This is a genomic window from Streptomyces sp. NPDC051907 (assembly GCF_040681075.1).
Lineage (GTDB): Bacteria > Actinomycetota > Actinomycetes > Streptomycetales > Streptomycetaceae > Streptomyces.
The window spans coordinates 141,946-157,167 of the sequence record NZ_JBFAYB010000009.1 but is presented as its reverse complement, the minus strand read 5'-3'; the positions used below and the strand labels follow the sequence as shown (position 1 = coordinate 157,167).

Below are 15,222 nucleotides of genomic sequence, written 5' to 3'. Positions count from 1 at the left end.
CCGTGAGCCTTCGGAGTGTCGGTCCATCTCGGCTCCGTCTCGGCCCGGTGTCGGGTCGGTCACCCGAGTGGTTCAGTGGAACAGGGCGTGTCACCACAAATCACCACAGGGTGGGTGTGGTGTCCCGCATTCCGCAGCCGGAGGTCTACGTGGAGGGTCAGCAGTCACCCGAGGGAGCACCCGTGGGGGTGGAACGCGCGCGTCTGCGCAGCGCCGCCGCCGCTCTCACCTCCCTCACGGCCCTCGCCGCGACGTCCCTGGTGGCCGGCCCCGCCGTGGCGGACACCTCGGCCGGGCCCTGCGCGCTGCCCCGCAGCCCCGCCCACCACTCCGTCGGCCTGGACACCTGGAACACCTCCTACCCCCGGCCGTCGGCCGACCTGGACGCGGTCATGATCTTCCTGTCGTTCCCGGACTCCGTGCCGCTGGTCCAGCCGCACGAGCTGGCGGCCGACCACTTCCCGGCCACCAGCGCCTTCTTCCAGCGTGCCTCCTACGGGCGCTTCGCGCTGCGCGCGCACCCCCAGCCGGGCTGGGTGGAGATGCCCGACACCTCGACCTCGTACGGGATAAAGCGGGACTGGGGCTCGGCGCAGCGCTCGTCGTATCTGCGCGACGCGATCTCCGCGGCCGACCCGACCGTGGACTTCTCGCGGTACGACATCGTCTACCTGGTCGCCGACCCGGACGCGCCGGGCGTCGACTCCGACGCGACGAAGGTCGTCAACTTCGAGGACGCGCTGAACGCCGACGACACGGACATCAGGCGGGTCGTCACCGTCTTCGAGCGCCATCCGCCCGACCGCAATGTGCTGGCCCACGAGACCGGACACGTATTCGACCTGCCCGACCTCTACCACCGGCCGACCGACGGCAAGGGGGACTGGGACACCTACGTCGGCGACTGGGACGTGATGGGCAGCCAGTTCGGCCTCGCGCCGGATCTCTTCGGCTGGCACAAGTGGAAGCTCGGCTGGCTGGAGCGGGACGAGGTGCGGTGCGTGATGCAGCCCGGGCTGGTCACCCTGGAGCCGCTCGCCGCGGCGCCCGCCCGCGGCGGAAGCGTCGGCACCCGGCTCGCGGTCGTCAGGACCGGGAAGGACACGGCCGTGGCGATCGAGGCGCGGGGCGCGACCGGCAACGACGAGACGACCTGTACGGAGGGCGTGCTGATCTACCGCGTGCAGGCCGAGACGGCCTCGGGCGGCGGCCCGATCGAGGTGGTGGACACGCATCCGAGGACTGAGGCCTGCTGGGACACCTCGGTCTTCCCGCCGCTCGCGGACGCGCCGCTGCGGGTGGGGGAGACGTTCACGCTGCCCGGGGAGCGGGGGATCCGGACCCGGGTGCAGGTGGTGGACCGGACGCGCACGGGCGCGTGGACGGTCAAGATCAGCACGGTGTAGCGCGGGCGCGGGCGAGGACGGCGGGCGCGGAGACGGCGGAAGCGAAGCGCGGAGGTGGCGGAAGCGAAGCGCAGAGGTGGCGGAAACGAAGAAGCCCCTCGCTCTCGCGAGGGGCTTCTTCCGTCTGTGCGCCGCCAGGGACTCGAACCCCGGACCCGCTGATTAAGAGTCAGCTGCTCTAACCAACTGAGCTAGCGGCGCCTGCTGACGTCGTAGACCTTAGCATCCTGATCCGCGGGAGGAAAAATCGATATACGGACCTCCGCGGAGGACGCCGCGCGGGCCGCCCGCACGCATGCCCAGAGCAGCACCTCGGGCCCCGGCAGCCACGGCTGACGGGTGTCGGGCGCCACCAGCCAGCGGGGCTCGGAGGCCGCGGCGGCGGCTCCCGGGGTCAGCGGCGGGACGGTCACCGCGTCTCCCGCGCCGTGGTACATCAGCGGCGGCACGCAGTCGCCCCACTCCTCCCAGTGCAGCAGCGACGGCAGGCGCTGTGCGGTGCCGGGGGCGGCGAAGAGCATCATCCGGCCGCGGTGGACGGCGACGGGCCCGGAGCCCGGGCCCTCCTCCCACAGCTGGTCGAGCATGCGCCGGCCGAAGATCGAGTCCACGCTCACCACGTCGAAGACCGATCCGCAGGGCAGCACGCCCGGCGTGGTGGGCCGGGTCTCCCACAGGGCGAGCAGGGAGCGCGGCCGGTCCCCCGCCGAGGTCAGCCACCCGGCCCCGGGCGATGTGACGTGCGCGACGTGGTGGCGGCCCTCCTCGCGCAGAAGGGCGAAGACGTCCGTGCGGCGCTCGGGGTCGGCGGCGCCCGGGTTCGTCGAGGTCTCGTCTCGCAGCCATGCGCTCATGTCGTCCAGATTTACCTGGAGTGACCAAGTCGTTTCAGAGAGTTTGCGAAAACCCAGACAAGACGGGTGGGGGAGGAGTATCTTGCGCCCCCGTCATATGCCATACGGGTGACACCGGGGGCGGCGGAGGCGGCTAGGGCGTGGAGTCGCGCAGGAGGTCGCGGCCGAAGTCGATCATCTTGCGCGCGTAGTCCGGGGTCCACTCCGCCCGATCGGCGATGTCCTCCGGCGTGAGCCGGTCGAACCGCCTCGGGTCGGCGAGCTGCGCCGCGGCGACCGCCTGGAACTCCAGGGCCCGGTCGGCTGCGGCGCGGAAGGCGAGCGTCAGCTCGGTCGCGCGGGCCAGCAGCTCCCTGGGGTCCTCCATCGACTCCAGGTCGAAGAAGTGCTCGGGGTCGGCGGCAGCCTCCGACGGCTCGAAGAGCAGCGGCGCGGGTCGCAGCTTCCGCTCACTCCGCTCGGGTTCCGCCATGTGTACGTCCTCCTTGCTCCGATGACCACCGCCCATTGTCCCGCCCACCGCAAGTGCGCGTCACGGCCACGGCTCCACGGCACCGGCGTGCGGGCGCGCGGCCTTCACGGCTTCCACGCCACCCGGTGCTCCGCCAGATGCGCCAGCACCGAATGATTCGCCTCCCAGCCGTCCGGGCTGTTTCTGTCGGCCGCCTCCGGCGGCGTGCCGGACTCCGTCCGGCGTGGGGGCGCGCGGCCTTCATGGCCTCCATGTCACCCGGTGCTCCGCCAGATGTGCCAGCACCGAATGGTTCGCCTCCCAGCCATCCGGGAACTTCACCGTCACCCCCAGCTGGACCGGCTCCGTCGACGGATGCTCGTCCAGCAGGTCCGTCACCCCCGCCCGGCACACCACGACGCACGCGTGCCGGTGGCGCGACGCCAGAACGCACAGCCGGCCCGTCTCCAGATGGAACGCCGTCGCGTCCGGGCGGCCCGAGAGCGGATGCAGCACCACCGTGACGTCGAACTCCCGGCCCTGGAGCCGGTTCGCCGTGTCCACCGTCACTTCGAAGACGCCCAGCTCCGCCAGCGCCGCCCGTACCGCGGCCGCCTGGTCGCGGTGCGCCGTGCCGACCGCGATCCGGTCCGCCGTCACCGGCGCCGGGTCCTCGGACCGCTCGCTGACGGCCGCGCCCCCGCGGTCCAGCATCCTGCGCACCACCAGCGCCACCGCCCGTACCGCCTCCGGGTCCGTGCGCGGCGTGTGGCGGGCGGGCAGCTCCAGCAGCCCCCAGCCCGACTCCGCCGCCTCGTCCAGCACCCGGTCCGGGCCCGAGCCGTCCGACGGCGTCGCGAAGGACAGCCGGCGCGCGCCCTCGCCGGTGCCGCTGCGGAAGGGGGTGTACGGATAGAACGCCTGGGACACCAGCGGCGCGGCCGACGCCGGCAGCCGCCACGAGACGGGCAGCCGGTGCTGCGGCAGATCGGGGTTGTGCGCGAGCAGCGTGGAGACCGCGCTCGCCGACGGGTCGTACGACAGCCCCGCCCACTGCTCGGCGCCCACGATCGAGAACGGGTCCAACTGCCCCGGGTCGCCCACGAACAGCGCCCGCTCGAAGAGCCCGGCGACCGCGAGCAGCGCGTCCGAGCGCATCTGGTACGCCTCGTCCACGATGGCGTGCCGCCAGGGCTCCACGCCCTGCACATGCGCCCACTTCGCGGCCGTCGAGATGACGACGTCGAGGCCCGCGAGGTCCCCGGCCTTCGCGGACGTGCGGACGTTGTCCAGCTCGTCGAGCGCCTTGTCGTACGGATCGGCGTCGTTGCTGTGCAGCCGGCCGACCGGCAGGTCCGGGTCCTTCTCGGCGAGCCGGACCACCAGGTCGTCCACCTGGGCGTTGGTCTGCGCGATGACCATCAACGGCCGCCCGGCCGCCGCCAGTTCCCGGGCCGCGTGCACCACCAGCGTCGACTTGCCCGCGCCGGGCGGCGAGTCCACGACGACTCCGCGGTGCGTCCCGTGGAGCGTGTCCTCGAGGATGCCGGCGGTGGCGCGGGCGGCCGCGGCCGACGGGTCGAACGTCACAGCAGGTCCTCCGGGGTCACGGGGTCGGGACTCTCGGCGTCCGCGCCCGGCGGGCCGCCGTGGGTCCAGGGCGTCTCCTCCGGGTCGGGGAGCCTGGGCCCGCCGCGCTGGTCGTGCTCGAACAGCGTCCAGGCGATCCGCTCGCCCTTCTCCGGAACCGACCCCGGCGCCGGGTCCTTGGAGCGGCCCATGCGGTCGGTCAGCCGCAGCAGCAGCGTGCCGTCCGGCTCGTACCGTACGAACTCGGCGGTCTGCGGCTTGCCCTCCAGCGAGCGGTACGCCTTCGCGCGCTCGCCCAGCTGCGGGCGGTCGTCCGTGCGGAAGGCGACCAGCGGGCGAGGGCTCGGCCGCTTCGACTCCGACCAGGCCATCGTCACCTCGACCACCTCGCCCGTGAACGCCTCGCCCGCGAGCCTGCGACCCGCGAGCACCAGCGGGTCGTCCAGCGCCTCCTGCGCCTCCAGCTGCGCCTGCGCCGTCTCCCGCGAGGCCAGCTTCTGCGCGGCCGTCACCGCGTCGTCGCGGCGCGGCTGCGGGGGCTCGCCCGCCCGCACCCGGTCCCGGTGGGCGGTGAACGACCAGCGGTCGCGCGTCCAGCGGTCCGCGACCCGGGACCCCTCGGGCAGCTCCCGCAGCAGATCCAGGCCGCGCCAGACCGCGTCCCACGTCGGCCGCATCCGGCTCTCCAGCAGCGCCCGGATCTCCCGCTCGGCGCCGGCCAGCCGGGCCAGCTGCTCGTCCGCAGCCCCGCCGTCCTCGGCGGCCGCGAGGCCCGAGCGCGCCCGGTCGTACCGCTCCATGGCGGGGGCCAGCAGCTTGTTGTCGAACGCCGGGTCGGTGGCCGGGCCCGCCGGCGGGCACACCAGCTGCCCGGCCCGGTCCCGCGCCAGCTCGGCCCGGAGCGCGGCCTCGGCGCCCGAGGATCCCTCGGGCGGGTCGATCCAGGCGAGCAGCGCGCCCAGATGCTGGTCCTCCAGGCTGGACTGGCCGCTCGCCCAGTGCCGGTTGAGCAGGTCGGTCGCGGCGAGCAGCAGCGAGGACCCGGGGACCCTGGCCCGCTCGCCGTAGTGCGTCAGCCAGCGGCCGAGCAGCGGCACCCGCGGCGGGGCCGGGTAGGGCGAGTCCGGCTCCTCCTCGGCCGTACGACGAAAGCGCATCGACCGGCCCAGCAGCCGTACGAACTCCACGCCCGCGCGGCTCGGCACGATCAACTGGGGCGCGTCCGCGCACAGTTCGACCTCGACCTTGACCCGTTTGCCGGTCTCCGGATCGGTCTCGCTGCGCTCGGCCGGCTCGACGTCGTCGGCGTACCCGTCCAGGTGCGGCAGGACCGCCTCGGCCAGCTCGGCCAGGAAGGCGAACCGCAGATCCCGGTCGCGCGGCTGGGCGACGGCCAGCAGCCGCGGCGCGTCCCGGTCGGTGCCGACCAGCGCGCCGAGCGGGGCGCCCGCCTCGCCGGCGGTGGTGAGCGGCACGAGGACGAGGGGACGCTCGCCCAGATGCCGGTGGCGCACGGTCGCCAGCGCGGTGGCCCGCCCCGACTCGACGGCCTCCAGCCGGGCGAGGGTGGAGATCAGCGACATCCGGCGGCCTCCAGCGCCTCGTCGGCGCTCGCCCCGCGCTCGGCCTCCCGCGCCTCGGCCCCGCTCGCCCCGCGCGCGCCGGGGACGCCCGCCGCCGCGAGGGCCTCGGTGCGCAGGGCCGCCGCCCTTCTCAGGGCCGCGACCGTCGGGTCGTCCGGGTCGCCCGCGGCGCCGCGCGCCGCGGCCAGGACGTCCCCGATCGTCGTCAGGCCGCCCAGCTCGCCCCGCACCCCGCGCCCCAGCGCGCCGACCGCTCCCTCGGCGCGCGCCCGGTCACGGCAGTGGAAGGCAAGCTCGCACGCGGCCAGGCACTCCGGGGCGTACGCCGCGGACACCGACTCGACCGCGGCCGTCAACTCCTCGGCCGGACGCTCCAGATCGAAGGTCGCCCCCTGCGGCAGCGCGGCCGCGATCTCCTCGACCCGGGTCAGCCTGGCCAGCTGCCGGCGGGTCACCGACAGCTGCTTGCGTACGTCGACGACCGAGGCGGTCGGCAGATTGGAGAAGTCCTTGGGGCACACCAGCAGCACGCTGTGCGCCACCCGCGCGCCGTCCGTCAGCGCGGCGAGCCGCTCCAGCGCCAGCACGTACACCGCGGCCTGCCGCGCCGCCGCGCCGACCTTCGAGGCGTCCGCCGAGGCGTCGACCATCGGGAAGGACTTGATCTCGACGACCGTCCACTGCCCGTCGGGATGGACGACCACCGCGTCCGGCTCCAGATAGGCGGGGGAGCCCGCCACCTCCAGCGCGAGCATCGGGTGGTCGAGCAGCGACCAGCCGCCGGCCGCGGTCGCCTCGCGCAGCGCCAGCGCGGTGCGGGCGGCACGGCCCTGGGGGCCTGCCGCCGCCAGATCCGGGACCTGGGCCCCGGCGGGATCCGCCACGCCCAGCAGCCGTAGCAGCTCCGTGCCGCCGTCGGCCTTGACCTTCGCCTCGAAGGCGTTGCCCCGGATGAACGCGAACTGGGACTGCCCGAACGTCGCGGGCGACCCGAGCGCCTCCGCCAGCGCCGCCTTGTCCACCCCGGCCCCGTCCAGCAGCGCACGCCGCTTGCAGCCGGGGTTGGCCGCGAGGGCGGCCAGCGCCCGGGCGTCGAGCGGGTGGGGCTGCGCGGCGGGGCCGCGCAGCTCAGCGAGCCGCTGCCGCAGTGGTGTCGTCGGCGCCTGCGGAGGAGGTCCGCTGTCCAGGGATTCGCTCACCCGCGGAAGTCTCGCATCCGGCACTGACAATCGAGGGCTCGGAGGTCGAAGAGGCAGGTGAGAAGCGTGTGCGCAGGCGGTCGACGAGCCGCATCGCGGGCCGGGCGGCCAGCGCGCCGACGCCCATCACGGCCGCTCCGGCGACGGCGTCCAGGAAGTAGTGGTTCGCCGTTCCCATGACCACGATCACGGTGATCAGCGGGTAGGCGACGGCCAGGGTCTTCATCAGCGGCGTACGGCCGTGGCGCCACAGCATCACGCCGCACCACAGGGCCCAGCCGACGTGCAGGGACGGCATCGCCGCGTACTGGTTGGTCATCCCGCCCAGGCCGCGCGGCGCGCTCGCCTCGGCGCCCCACCAGCCGTAGGAGCTGTACTGCGCCATGGTGTCGACGAAGCCGTGCGAGGCGTCCAGCAGCCGGGGCGGGCAGGTCGGCATCAGCGTGAAGCCGACCAGGCCGAGCAGGGTGGAGAGCATCAGCCAGGTGCGGGCGGCCCGGTAGCCGGCGGGGCGGCGGCGGAAGAGCCAGACGAGGATCGCCGGGGTGACCAGGTAGTGCAGGGAGGCGTACGCGAAGTCCGCAGGGACGCCGATGGCCGGGACGTCGGTGAAGAGCCGGTTGAGCGGGGTCTCGAGGTCGAGGAAGAGTGCCTTCTCGGCCCGGAGTATCCCCAGGCCGTGGTCGACCGCGGTGTTCACGTCGCCGCGGGCGAGCAGCCGGCCCGCCGAGTAGGCGGCGTAGACGACGGCTATCAGCGGCAGTTCGGTCCACCAGCGGGGCCGATGGCGTGGCGCGGTCTGCGTCATCCGAACGTCTCTCCAGTGTGTGGTCGGTCGGCCATCGGTCACGGTGCAACCGTACGGTGTAGAGGAGTCGGCTCCGCAGGCGGGCGCCGACCTGTACAAGACGTCGAGATCGCCCGGGAGGTTGCCTTCCGTTCAGGTGGGAGATGATGGAAGGCCATCGCATGTGAACTTCAGGGAGAGCCCGCTCATGGCACCGCGCATCCTGCTCGCCCGGCACGGCCAGACCGAATGGTCGCTGCTCGGCAGGCACACCGGCAGGACGGACATCCCGCTGCTCGACGAGGGCCGCAGCGGCGCGAAGCGGCTGGGGCAGCGGCTCCACCGGGGCCCCTGGGCGGGCCTGGCGGGCGTCGAGGTGCGCACCAGCCCCCTGGCGCGGGCCAGCGAGACCTGCGCGCTCGCCGGGTTCGGGGACCAGGCGAGCGAGTGGGACGCCCTGATGGAGTGGGACTACGGCGACTACGAGGGCCTGACGCCGCCCCAGATCAGGGAGCTCGCGGGCCCCGACTGGCTCATCTGGCGCGACGGGGTCCGCGGCGGCGAGACGCTGGCCGAGCTCGGCGCCCGCGCGGACCAGGTGGTCGAGTGGGCCCGTTCGGCCGACCGCGATGTGCTGGTCTTCGCGCACGGCCACATCCTGCGGGTGCTCGGCGCGCGGTGGCTGGGCCTGGAGCCGTCGTTCGCGGCGCGCATCCGGCTCGACCCGACGTCGCTGTCGGTGCTGGGCTGGGCGTACGGAGACCCCGCGATGGAGCGCTGGAACGACACGGGCCACATGGAGAACGAGGGATAGGACGGGGTTTGGGGCGGGACGCGGTACGGGGTCTGGGGCCGGGCGGGGTACGGAGCCTGGAGCCGGGCGGGGTACGGGGCTTGCGAGCCGGGCGCGGTACGGGGCGGGCCGCCTGGCGTCACGCCCTCCCACCCGGTGCAGCGCCGCCGGGCGTCAGGCTCTTGCACCCGGTGCGGCGTTCGCTGCCGGGCGTCATGCCGTGACAGCCGTGCAGCGTCCCCGCCGGACGCGGTACTAGGCGGGCCGCCGGGCGTCATCCCGTCGCACCCGGTGCAGAGTCCCCGCCGGGCGTCACTCCCTCACACCCGGCGCAGCGTCCCCGCGTGTCGGTCGAGGAAGGCCGAGACGCCGCGCGCCCGTCGCTGCGGCGTCAGCATCCGGGCCGTGTCCGCGAGCATCGCCTGGATGCGGGACGACTGGACCTCGTCCAGCAGGTCGAGCACCTGGTGCCCGGCCGCGGCGGCCTCGTCGGGCGCGCCCGCCCGCGTCAGGTCCCCCGCCAGCTCGGCGCGGTACAGCGCCAGGTTCCGGGTGAAGCGGCCGTCCTGGAGGTCCGTCGCCCGGCGGGCGTGCCCGGCCGCGCGGGCCCATTCGCCCAGCGCCGCCCAGCACTGGGCCTCCAGGGCCTCCAGCTCCGGCTCCCCGAAGAACGACATCCACTCCGGGTCCGCCTCGCTAGGCCCCCGGTCGAAGCTGTCCTGCGCCCGCGCCGTCGACCGCTGGCAGGCCGTGCGGTCGCCGAGCCCCGCCCAGCCGCCCGCCTCCCGCATGAACAGCAGGCTCATCAGCCGCGGCGAGCCCAGCCGCCGCGCCGCCCGCTGGCCCGCCTGGGCCGAGCGCACCGCCTCGCGGTACCGGCCCGCGTCCCTGGCCAGGAAGGACGTGTTGCAGAACGCGTGCGCCTCCAGCGCCGCGTCGCCCGCCACCCGCGCGGTCGCCAGCGCCTCCGCGTAGTGCGAGCGCGCGTCGTCGAAGCGGCCCGAGTCATGGGCCAGCCAGCCCACCGAGATGGCGAGTTCGCCGGCGCCGGAGTGCAGCCGGTCCGCGGTCGAGCCGCGCGCCGTCGCGCCCGCGTCGAGCAGGGCGTACGCCGCCCGCAGCGGCTGCGCGGCCTGCCGGTAGAGCCCGTCCGCGCCGTGCCGGTCGTCGAGCAGCCGGATCCGCCGGACCGCCTCCTCGACGGCCATCACCTCGCGCTCGCCGACGCGGCGCTGTGCGGGCACGGTGAGGCCGAGCCCGAGGGACGCGGCCGCCACGGTGGCGGAGCCGCTCGTCATGAATGCGCGACGCAGCACGTCGCTCTCCTCGTCGATGTCGCTGTCATTGCCTGTGTTGCCGATGGTGACGATGTGGTTGTGGGGGCGTAAGAGTTCGGTCGCCGGCAGCGACGGCCGGGGGGCCGGCGCGGCCGCTCTGCGACCGCGTACCCGCTCTCGCGCCGTGAAGCCGAGATCCGTCAGAGTCGAGCCGGGGAACATATGCAGGAACACGCGCTCGTAGGCGTAGTTGGGACAGCGGATCTCGCCGGCCTCGACCCGCCCGATATAGCGGGCGTCGCACGAGACCTGCTCCCCGATCTCCCGGGCGGCCTTGCGCACCGCGGCCGCGAACTCCCCCGGCGAGCGCTGACCGCGCAGCCGGCGGAAGGCGAGGTTGGGAACTGCCCGTGATGCCTGTGACGAAGACGCCATGGCCGAGCCCTCTCTTGCGTTCAGCCGTGTTCCGGCGGAGCAAGAACGTACCTGCTGTGATGGGGCGCTCACACAGGGTTTGGCTACAAAAGGGATATCTCACCCACGATCTGCCATGAACTGCCATCCTTTGCGGCGGCGCGCCGCCGTAGCCCTTGACGCGATGGGGCGTTGAACCCGGTGGAGGCGCGGTACGCGTCTCCACTCGAGCGAGGAGGCGATCCCCTTGTTGGAGGTCGGCATGGAGACCAGCGCCGATAACGGCTCACGGACGACTGCGACGACGACTGCGACGACTGCTCGGCACCGGCCCACCCAGGAAGGCAGCGCCCCGCCGCGCGACGGTGCCGTCGCCGTGCCCTGGGACCTGGTGACCGTCCCCGCGCGGCAGGGGCTCGAGGCGGTGGACATCCTCCGCCGGGGCCTCGCCCCCGCCGTCGGGCCCGTGCTCCACGACGGCGCCTGCGACACCCTCGGCTTCCTGGTGCCGCCCGGCACCGCGGACGGCTGGGACATGCCGGGCAGCGCCTGCACCCAGACCTCCGGGCGTGGCCTGCGCATCCCGGCCGAGCCCCCGGTCCTCGGCAGCGGCTGGCTCCTCCCGCCGCACGACGGGGACCCGGTCACCGACCCCGTGGTGCTCCGCGAGGCGCTGGGCGAGGCCGCCCGTCTCATCGAGGCCGCCGACAACTGCGTATGAGGCGACAACTGCGTATGAGCCGACGACTGCGTATGCGCTGATAATGGCTGGGTGACGGGGTTCCCGCGGTCGGCTCGCAGCCGACGCGCCGGGGGCCCGGGACGGTGAGCGGGCCGCGGGGCGCGCCGCCGCCGACGAGACCCAGCGAGCGAGGAACGAGCCAGTGCAGCGTCGAGGAGCGTCGAAAGGGGGCGCCGGCGCCAAGCGGCGAGCCGAGCGTACGAAGGGCGGCCCCGATCCCGTCGTCGAGCAGGTGGACGGGGGGACGGCCGAGCTGATCCCCGACCGGGAGCGGCCGCGGGGCTGGACGCTGCTGATCGACGGCGCTCCGCAGTCCCATGTCGACCTCGACGACCCCGCTTATCTCTCCTTCGAGTACCAGCGCCGCCTCGGCCACGTCATCGATCTCGTCGCGCCGCCCGGCAAGCCCCTCCAGGTCGTCCACCTCGGCGGCGGCGCCTTCACGCTCGCCCGCTATATCGCCGCCACCCGCCCGCGCTCCACCCAGCAGATCGTCGAGCTGGACGCGGCCCTGGTCCAACTGGTGCGCAGGGAGCTCCCCTTGGACCAGGGCGCCCGTATACGGGTCCGCTCCGTCGACGCCCGCGCCGGGCTCGGCAAGATCCCGGACGGCTGGGCGGACCTCGTGATAGCCGATGTGTTCGGCGGCGCCCGCACCCCCGCGCATCTGACCAGCGCCGAATTCCTCGCCGACGTCCGCAGAGCGCTCCGGCCCGGCGGGCACTACGCCGCCAACCTCGCCGACGGCCCGCCGCTCGCGCACATCCGCGCCCAAGTCGCCACCGCCGCCGCCGTCTTCCCCGAGCTCGCGCTCGCCGCCGACCCGACCGTGCTGCGCGGCCGGCGCTTCGGCAACGCCGTGCTGCTCGCCTCCGACCTCCCGCTTCCCGTCGCCGAGCTGACCCGCCGCGTGGCGGGCGACCCGCACCCCGGCCGGGTCGAACACGGCAAGGCCCTCGCGGACTTCACCGGAGGCGCGGCCGCGGTCACCGACGCGAGCGCCAAGCCCTCGCCCGCGCCGCCGCCCGCGGTCTTCCGCTGAGCCGCGGCCCCCAGAGGGCGGCCGCCAGGGAGTGCGGTCAGAGCGGCGGTCAGGGGGTGCGGTCGTCGAACTGGACCATCGGCGGATGGCCGTTCCAGGTGCAGAAGACCGAGACCTCGCGCCCGTCCTTGGTGAACGTCACCCGGATCCACGTCGGCTGCTTCCAGACCTGCATCTGCCAGCCGGCCGACGGAGTCGCCGTGACCAGCTCGGCGGACGACTTGCCGATGTCGAAGACGACCCGCCCGCCGTCGACCGTATAGCTCTTCACATCGCCGGACGAGACGGGCGCGGACGAGGACGGCGCGGCGCCGGGCGGCGTGCTCTTGCCGGGCTTCTTGGCCGGGGGAGTCGCGGACGGCTTGCCGTCCTTGTCCGAGGACGCGGGCTTCGAAGGCGACGGGCTCGGCGGGGACTTCGTGGACGAGGGCTGCGGCTTCGCGGCCTGCGCGGTGGCGCCGTCCGCGGCGATCGGCAGCGCCCGCGGACGGTCGTAGGCCGTTCCGGACATGACGGTGTGGACGCCCCACCACGACAGCGTCATCGCCGCGCCGGTGGACAGCGACCACGCCAGCGCATGTACGAGTCCTCGATGCATCCCGGCCATACTGCACCACCAGCCCCACAGATGTCCCTAGGGGGACTGGTGTACTCCACATGGCGTACGGTGCCGCCCATGGCAAGTGTGCTCGTGGTCGAGGACGACCAGTTCGTGCGCTCCGCCCTTATCAGGCACCTGACCGAGGCCTCCCACACGGTACGGAGCGTCGGCACCGCCCTGGAGGCGCTGCGCGAGGTGGCTCATCTCCGGTTCGACGTCGTCATCCTCGACCTCGGACTGCCTGATCTGGACGGGGCCGAGGCCCTGAAGATGCTGCGCGGCATCACCGACGTGCCTGTGATCATCGCCACGGCACGGGACGACGAGACGGAGATCGTGCGGCTCCTCAACGACGGCGCCGACGACTACCTCATCAAGCCCTTCTCCGTCGAGCATCTGTCGGCCCGGATGGCGGCCGTGCTGCGCCGCTCGCGCGCGGCCGTCGGCGAGGCCCCGCCCTCGCGGGTCATCCAGGTCGGCGGGCTGTCGATCGACCCGCTGCGGCGGCAGGCGGAGCTGGACGGGGCGCAGCTGGACCTGACCCGGCGGGAGTTCGACCTGCTGGCGTTCCTGGCCGGGCGGCCGGGTGTGGTCGTGCCGCGCAAGGAGCTGCTCGCCGAGGTCTGGCAGCAGAGCTACGGCGACGACCAGACGATCGACGTACATCTGTCATGGCTGCGACGGAAGTTGGGCGAGACGGCGGCGAAACCGCGGTATCTGCACACGCTGCGGGGCGTGGGCGTCAAACTGGAGCCGCCCCAGGGTCCGCCGCCCCCAGGGCCCGACCAGGGGCCCGCGCCCCACGGGCAGCCTCCCCACGGGCAACCCCCGCACGGACAGCCTCCCCACGGACAGCCCCCGCACGGACAGCCTCCCCACGGACAGCCCCCGCACGGACGGCCTCCCCACGGACGGCCGCCCCGCGGGCCGGAGTCGAACGGGTATCGCTCGTGAGAAACGGACACCTGGCATGAGATGGGCGCTGATCAAGGTCTCCCTCGCCGTCACGGCCATGGTCGTGCTCGCCTTCGCGCTGCCCCTGGGCCTCGTCATCAAGGAGATGGCCAGCGACCGGGCGTTCTCCAACGCCGAGCGGCAGGCCGCCACCATCGGCCCCACCCTCTCCATCACCGCCGAGCGCGCACCGCTGGAGCGGGCCGTGATGTCCACCCCGGTCGGCTCGGCCGGACGCATGGCCGTGCACATCCCGGCCGCCGAGGACGAGCCCGCCGGCCAGCCCCTGGAGATCGGCACCCGCCGCGCCGCGGTCAAGGACATCGCCACCACCCAGCGCCTCGGCCGCGCCACCATCACCGATGTGACCGGCGGCTCCGCCCTGCTCCAGCCCACCGCGATCGGCACCGGCCAGATCGCCGTCGTCGAGGTCTTCGTCCCCGAGGGCGAGGTCTCCAACGGCGTCGACACCGCATGGCTGGTCCTCGCCGGCGTCGGCCTCGCGCTGATCGTCGGCTCCGTCGCGGTCGCCGACCGCCTCGGCGTCCGCATGGTGCAGCCCGCCCAGCGCCTCGCGGGCGCCGCCCACGAACTCGGCGAGGGCAAGCTGGGCGCACGCGTCCCCGAGGAGGGGCCGACCGAGCTCCGCTCCGCCGCCATCGCCTTCAACTCCATGGCCGACCAGGTGGTCCAGCTCCTCGCCAACGAGCGCGAGCTGGCCGCCGACCTCTCGCACCGGCTCCGTACGCCGCTCACCGTGCTGCGCCTCAACGCCGCCTCGCTCGGCAGCGGTCCCGCGGCCGACCAGACCAGGGCCGCGGTCGAGCAGCTGGAGCGCGAGGTCGACACGATCATCCGTACGGCCAGGGACGCCAAGCCGCAGACCGCGGCCACCGGACCCGGCGCGGGCTGCGACGCGGCGGAAGTCGTGCGCGAGCGGATGGACTTCTGGTCGGCGCTCGCCGAGGACGAGGGCCGCAAGGTTCGGGTCGCGGGCGTCGACCGGCCCGTACGGATCCCGGTCGCCCGCCCCGAGCTGGCCGCCGCGCTCGACGCGCTGCTCGGCAACGTCTTCCGGCACACCGCCGAGGGCACGGCCTTCTCCGTCGACGTCCACAACGGCGACGACGCGGTCATCGTCCTGGTCTCGGACGCGGGCCCCGGCATAGCCGACCCGGAGGCGGCGCTGGCCCGCGGCAACAGCGGCGGCAGGGACGGCTCGACGGGCCTCGGACTGGACATCGTGCGCAGGGTCGCGGAGTCCACGGGCGGAGACGTACGGATCGGCAGCTCGGTGCTGGGCGGCACCGAGGTGCGGATCTGGATCGGGCTCGACCCGCGGGAGCACGGGGGCGGCGAGCGCAGGCGCGGGCACCGGGGAAGGGTCCGCCGGCCGAGGCTCAAGCGGAAGACCTCCGTCTGACCGCGTGCGGCCGAGGCTCAAGCGGAAGACCTCCGTCTGACCGCGTGCGGCCGAGGCTCAAGCGGAAGACCTCCGTCTGACCGCTTCGCCCCCCCTGCGGCGGGCG

General features: G+C 74.1%; 13 protein-coding genes, 1 tRNA gene and 1 pseudogene. 6 read left to right on the top strand and 9 right to left on the bottom strand.

The window, feature by feature from the left end; all coding sequences use genetic code 11:
* The first annotated feature begins 149 nt into the window (after positions 1-149).
* The gene (locus tag AB0M39_RS09015; RefSeq protein WP_365361817.1) at positions 150-1,406 is read left to right on the top strand and encodes a M6 family metalloprotease domain-containing protein; all 1,257 of its coding nucleotides are present in this window, start codon (positions 150-152) and stop codon (positions 1,404-1,406) included.
* A 127-nt stretch (positions 1,407-1,533) separates the two neighbouring features.
* Here the strand turns inward: AB0M39_RS09015 and AB0M39_RS09010 are convergent.
* The 7 genes from AB0M39_RS09010 to AB0M39_RS08980 all read right to left on the bottom strand — a co-directional run bounded on the left by AB0M39_RS09010 (position 1,534) and on the right by AB0M39_RS08980 (position 7,891).
* Positions 1,534-1,607 (bottom strand) — tRNA-Lys (locus AB0M39_RS09010).
* Complete coding sequence (locus tag AB0M39_RS09005) at positions 1,598-2,260, bottom strand: bifunctional DNA primase/polymerase (protein ID WP_365361764.1); 663 nt, start codon at positions 2,258-2,260, stop codon at positions 1,598-1,600. The genes AB0M39_RS09010 and AB0M39_RS09005 overlap by 10 nt, the downstream gene beginning before the upstream one ends.
* A 133-nt stretch (positions 2,261-2,393) precedes the next feature.
* Entirely contained in the window at positions 2,394-2,732 is a 339-nt protein-coding gene (locus AB0M39_RS09000; RefSeq protein WP_365361762.1) for a hypothetical protein, read from the bottom strand.
* A gap of 240 nt (positions 2,733-2,972) precedes the next feature.
* Positions 2,973-4,301 carry an AAA family ATPase gene (locus AB0M39_RS08995; RefSeq protein WP_365361760.1) on the bottom strand — a complete coding sequence of 443 codons (1,329 nt, stop codon included), beginning with the start codon at positions 4,299-4,301 and terminating at the stop codon, positions 2,973-2,975.
* Positions 4,298-5,884, bottom strand: coding sequence for a hypothetical protein (locus AB0M39_RS08990; protein ID WP_365361758.1), 1,587 nt, complete (start codon positions 5,882-5,884; stop codon positions 4,298-4,300). The genes AB0M39_RS08995 and AB0M39_RS08990 overlap by 4 nt, the downstream gene beginning before the upstream one ends.
* Positions 5,875-7,083 carry a hypothetical protein gene (locus AB0M39_RS08985; RefSeq protein WP_365361756.1) on the bottom strand — a complete coding sequence of 403 codons (1,209 nt, stop codon included), beginning with the start codon at positions 7,081-7,083 and terminating at the stop codon, positions 5,875-5,877. The genes AB0M39_RS08990 and AB0M39_RS08985 overlap by 10 nt, the downstream gene beginning before the upstream one ends.
* Positions 7,013-7,891 carry a phosphatase PAP2 family protein gene (locus AB0M39_RS08980; RefSeq protein WP_365361754.1) on the bottom strand — a complete coding sequence of 293 codons (879 nt, stop codon included), beginning with the start codon at positions 7,889-7,891 and terminating at the stop codon, positions 7,013-7,015. Before AB0M39_RS08980 ends, AB0M39_RS08985 begins: the two co-directional genes overlap by 71 nt.
* A 187-nt stretch (positions 7,892-8,078) precedes the next feature.
* Between AB0M39_RS08980 and AB0M39_RS08975 the strand changes: the two genes are divergently transcribed.
* Positions 8,079-8,684: a histidine phosphatase family protein gene (locus AB0M39_RS08975; RefSeq protein WP_365361752.1), complete on the top strand. Its 606-nt coding sequence runs from the start codon at positions 8,079-8,081 to the stop codon at positions 8,682-8,684.
* 299 nt (positions 8,685-8,983) lie between these two features.
* On the opposite strand, the gene AB0M39_RS08970 is transcribed toward AB0M39_RS08975, so the two are convergent.
* Entirely contained in the window at positions 8,984-10,375 is a 1,392-nt protein-coding gene (locus AB0M39_RS08970) for a tetratricopeptide repeat protein (protein WP_365361750.1), read from the bottom strand.
* Between the two features lie 241 nt (positions 10,376-10,616).
* Between AB0M39_RS08970 and AB0M39_RS08965 the strand changes: the two genes are divergently transcribed.
* Together AB0M39_RS08965 and AB0M39_RS08960 are read left to right on the top strand one after the other, a co-directional pair.
* Positions 10,617-11,075 (top strand): hypothetical protein, encoded by a 459-nt coding sequence (locus tag AB0M39_RS08965; RefSeq protein ID WP_365361747.1) that lies wholly within the window; start codon positions 10,617-10,619, stop codon positions 11,073-11,075.
* 253 nt (positions 11,076-11,328) lie between these two features.
* Positions 11,329-12,138: a fused MFS/spermidine synthase gene (locus tag AB0M39_RS08960; protein WP_365361815.1), complete on the top strand. Its 810-nt coding sequence runs from the start codon at positions 11,329-11,331 to the stop codon at positions 12,136-12,138.
* A gap of 49 nt (positions 12,139-12,187) precedes the next feature.
* On the opposite strand, the gene AB0M39_RS08955 is transcribed toward AB0M39_RS08960, so the two are convergent.
* The gene (locus AB0M39_RS08955; RefSeq protein WP_365361745.1) at positions 12,188-12,745 is read right to left on the bottom strand and encodes a hypothetical protein; all 558 of its coding nucleotides are present in this window, start codon (positions 12,743-12,745) and stop codon (positions 12,188-12,190) included.
* A gap of 69 nt (positions 12,746-12,814) precedes the next feature.
* On the opposite strand from AB0M39_RS08955, the pseudogene AB0M39_RS08950 reads away from it, so the two are divergent.
* Together AB0M39_RS08950 and AB0M39_RS08945 are read left to right on the top strand one after the other, a co-directional pair.
* Positions 12,815-13,498 (top strand): annotated as a pseudogene (locus AB0M39_RS08950) (response regulator transcription factor); the annotation flags it as partial.
* A 211-nt stretch (positions 13,499-13,709) separates the two neighbouring features.
* On the top strand, positions 13,710-15,116 hold the full coding sequence (locus AB0M39_RS08945; RefSeq protein WP_365361743.1) for a HAMP domain-containing sensor histidine kinase: 1,407 nt from the start codon (positions 13,710-13,712) through the stop codon (positions 15,114-15,116).
* The last annotated feature ends 106 nt before the right edge of the window (positions 15,117-15,222 follow it).

Coding starts and splice junctions, on each gene's coding strand:
- AB0M39_RS08955 (WP_365361745.1), bottom strand. CDS start 12,745: ATGGCCGGGATGCATCGAGGACTCGTACATGCGCTGGCGTGGTCGCTG.
- AB0M39_RS08990 (WP_365361758.1), bottom strand. CDS start 5,884: ATGTCGCTGATCTCCACCCTCGCCCGGCTGGAGGCCGTCGAGTCGGGG.
- AB0M39_RS08970 (WP_365361750.1), bottom strand. CDS start 10,375: ATGGCGTCTTCGTCACAGGCATCACGGGCAGTTCCCAACCTCGCCTTC.
- AB0M39_RS08965 (WP_365361747.1), top strand. CDS start 10,617: ATGGAGACCAGCGCCGATAACGGCTCACGGACGACTGCGACGACGACT.
- AB0M39_RS09000 (WP_365361762.1), bottom strand. CDS start 2,732: ATGGCGGAACCCGAGCGGAGTGAGCGGAAGCTGCGACCCGCGCCGCTG.
- AB0M39_RS08945 (WP_365361743.1), top strand. CDS start 13,710: ATGAGATGGGCGCTGATCAAGGTCTCCCTCGCCGTCACGGCCATGGTC.
- AB0M39_RS08975 (WP_365361752.1), top strand. CDS start 8,079: ATGGCACCGCGCATCCTGCTCGCCCGGCACGGCCAGACCGAATGGTCG.
- AB0M39_RS09005 (WP_365361764.1), bottom strand. CDS start 2,260: ATGAGCGCATGGCTGCGAGACGAGACCTCGACGAACCCGGGCGCCGCC.
- AB0M39_RS08980 (WP_365361754.1), bottom strand. CDS start 7,891: ATGACGCAGACCGCGCCACGCCATCGGCCCCGCTGGTGGACCGAACTG.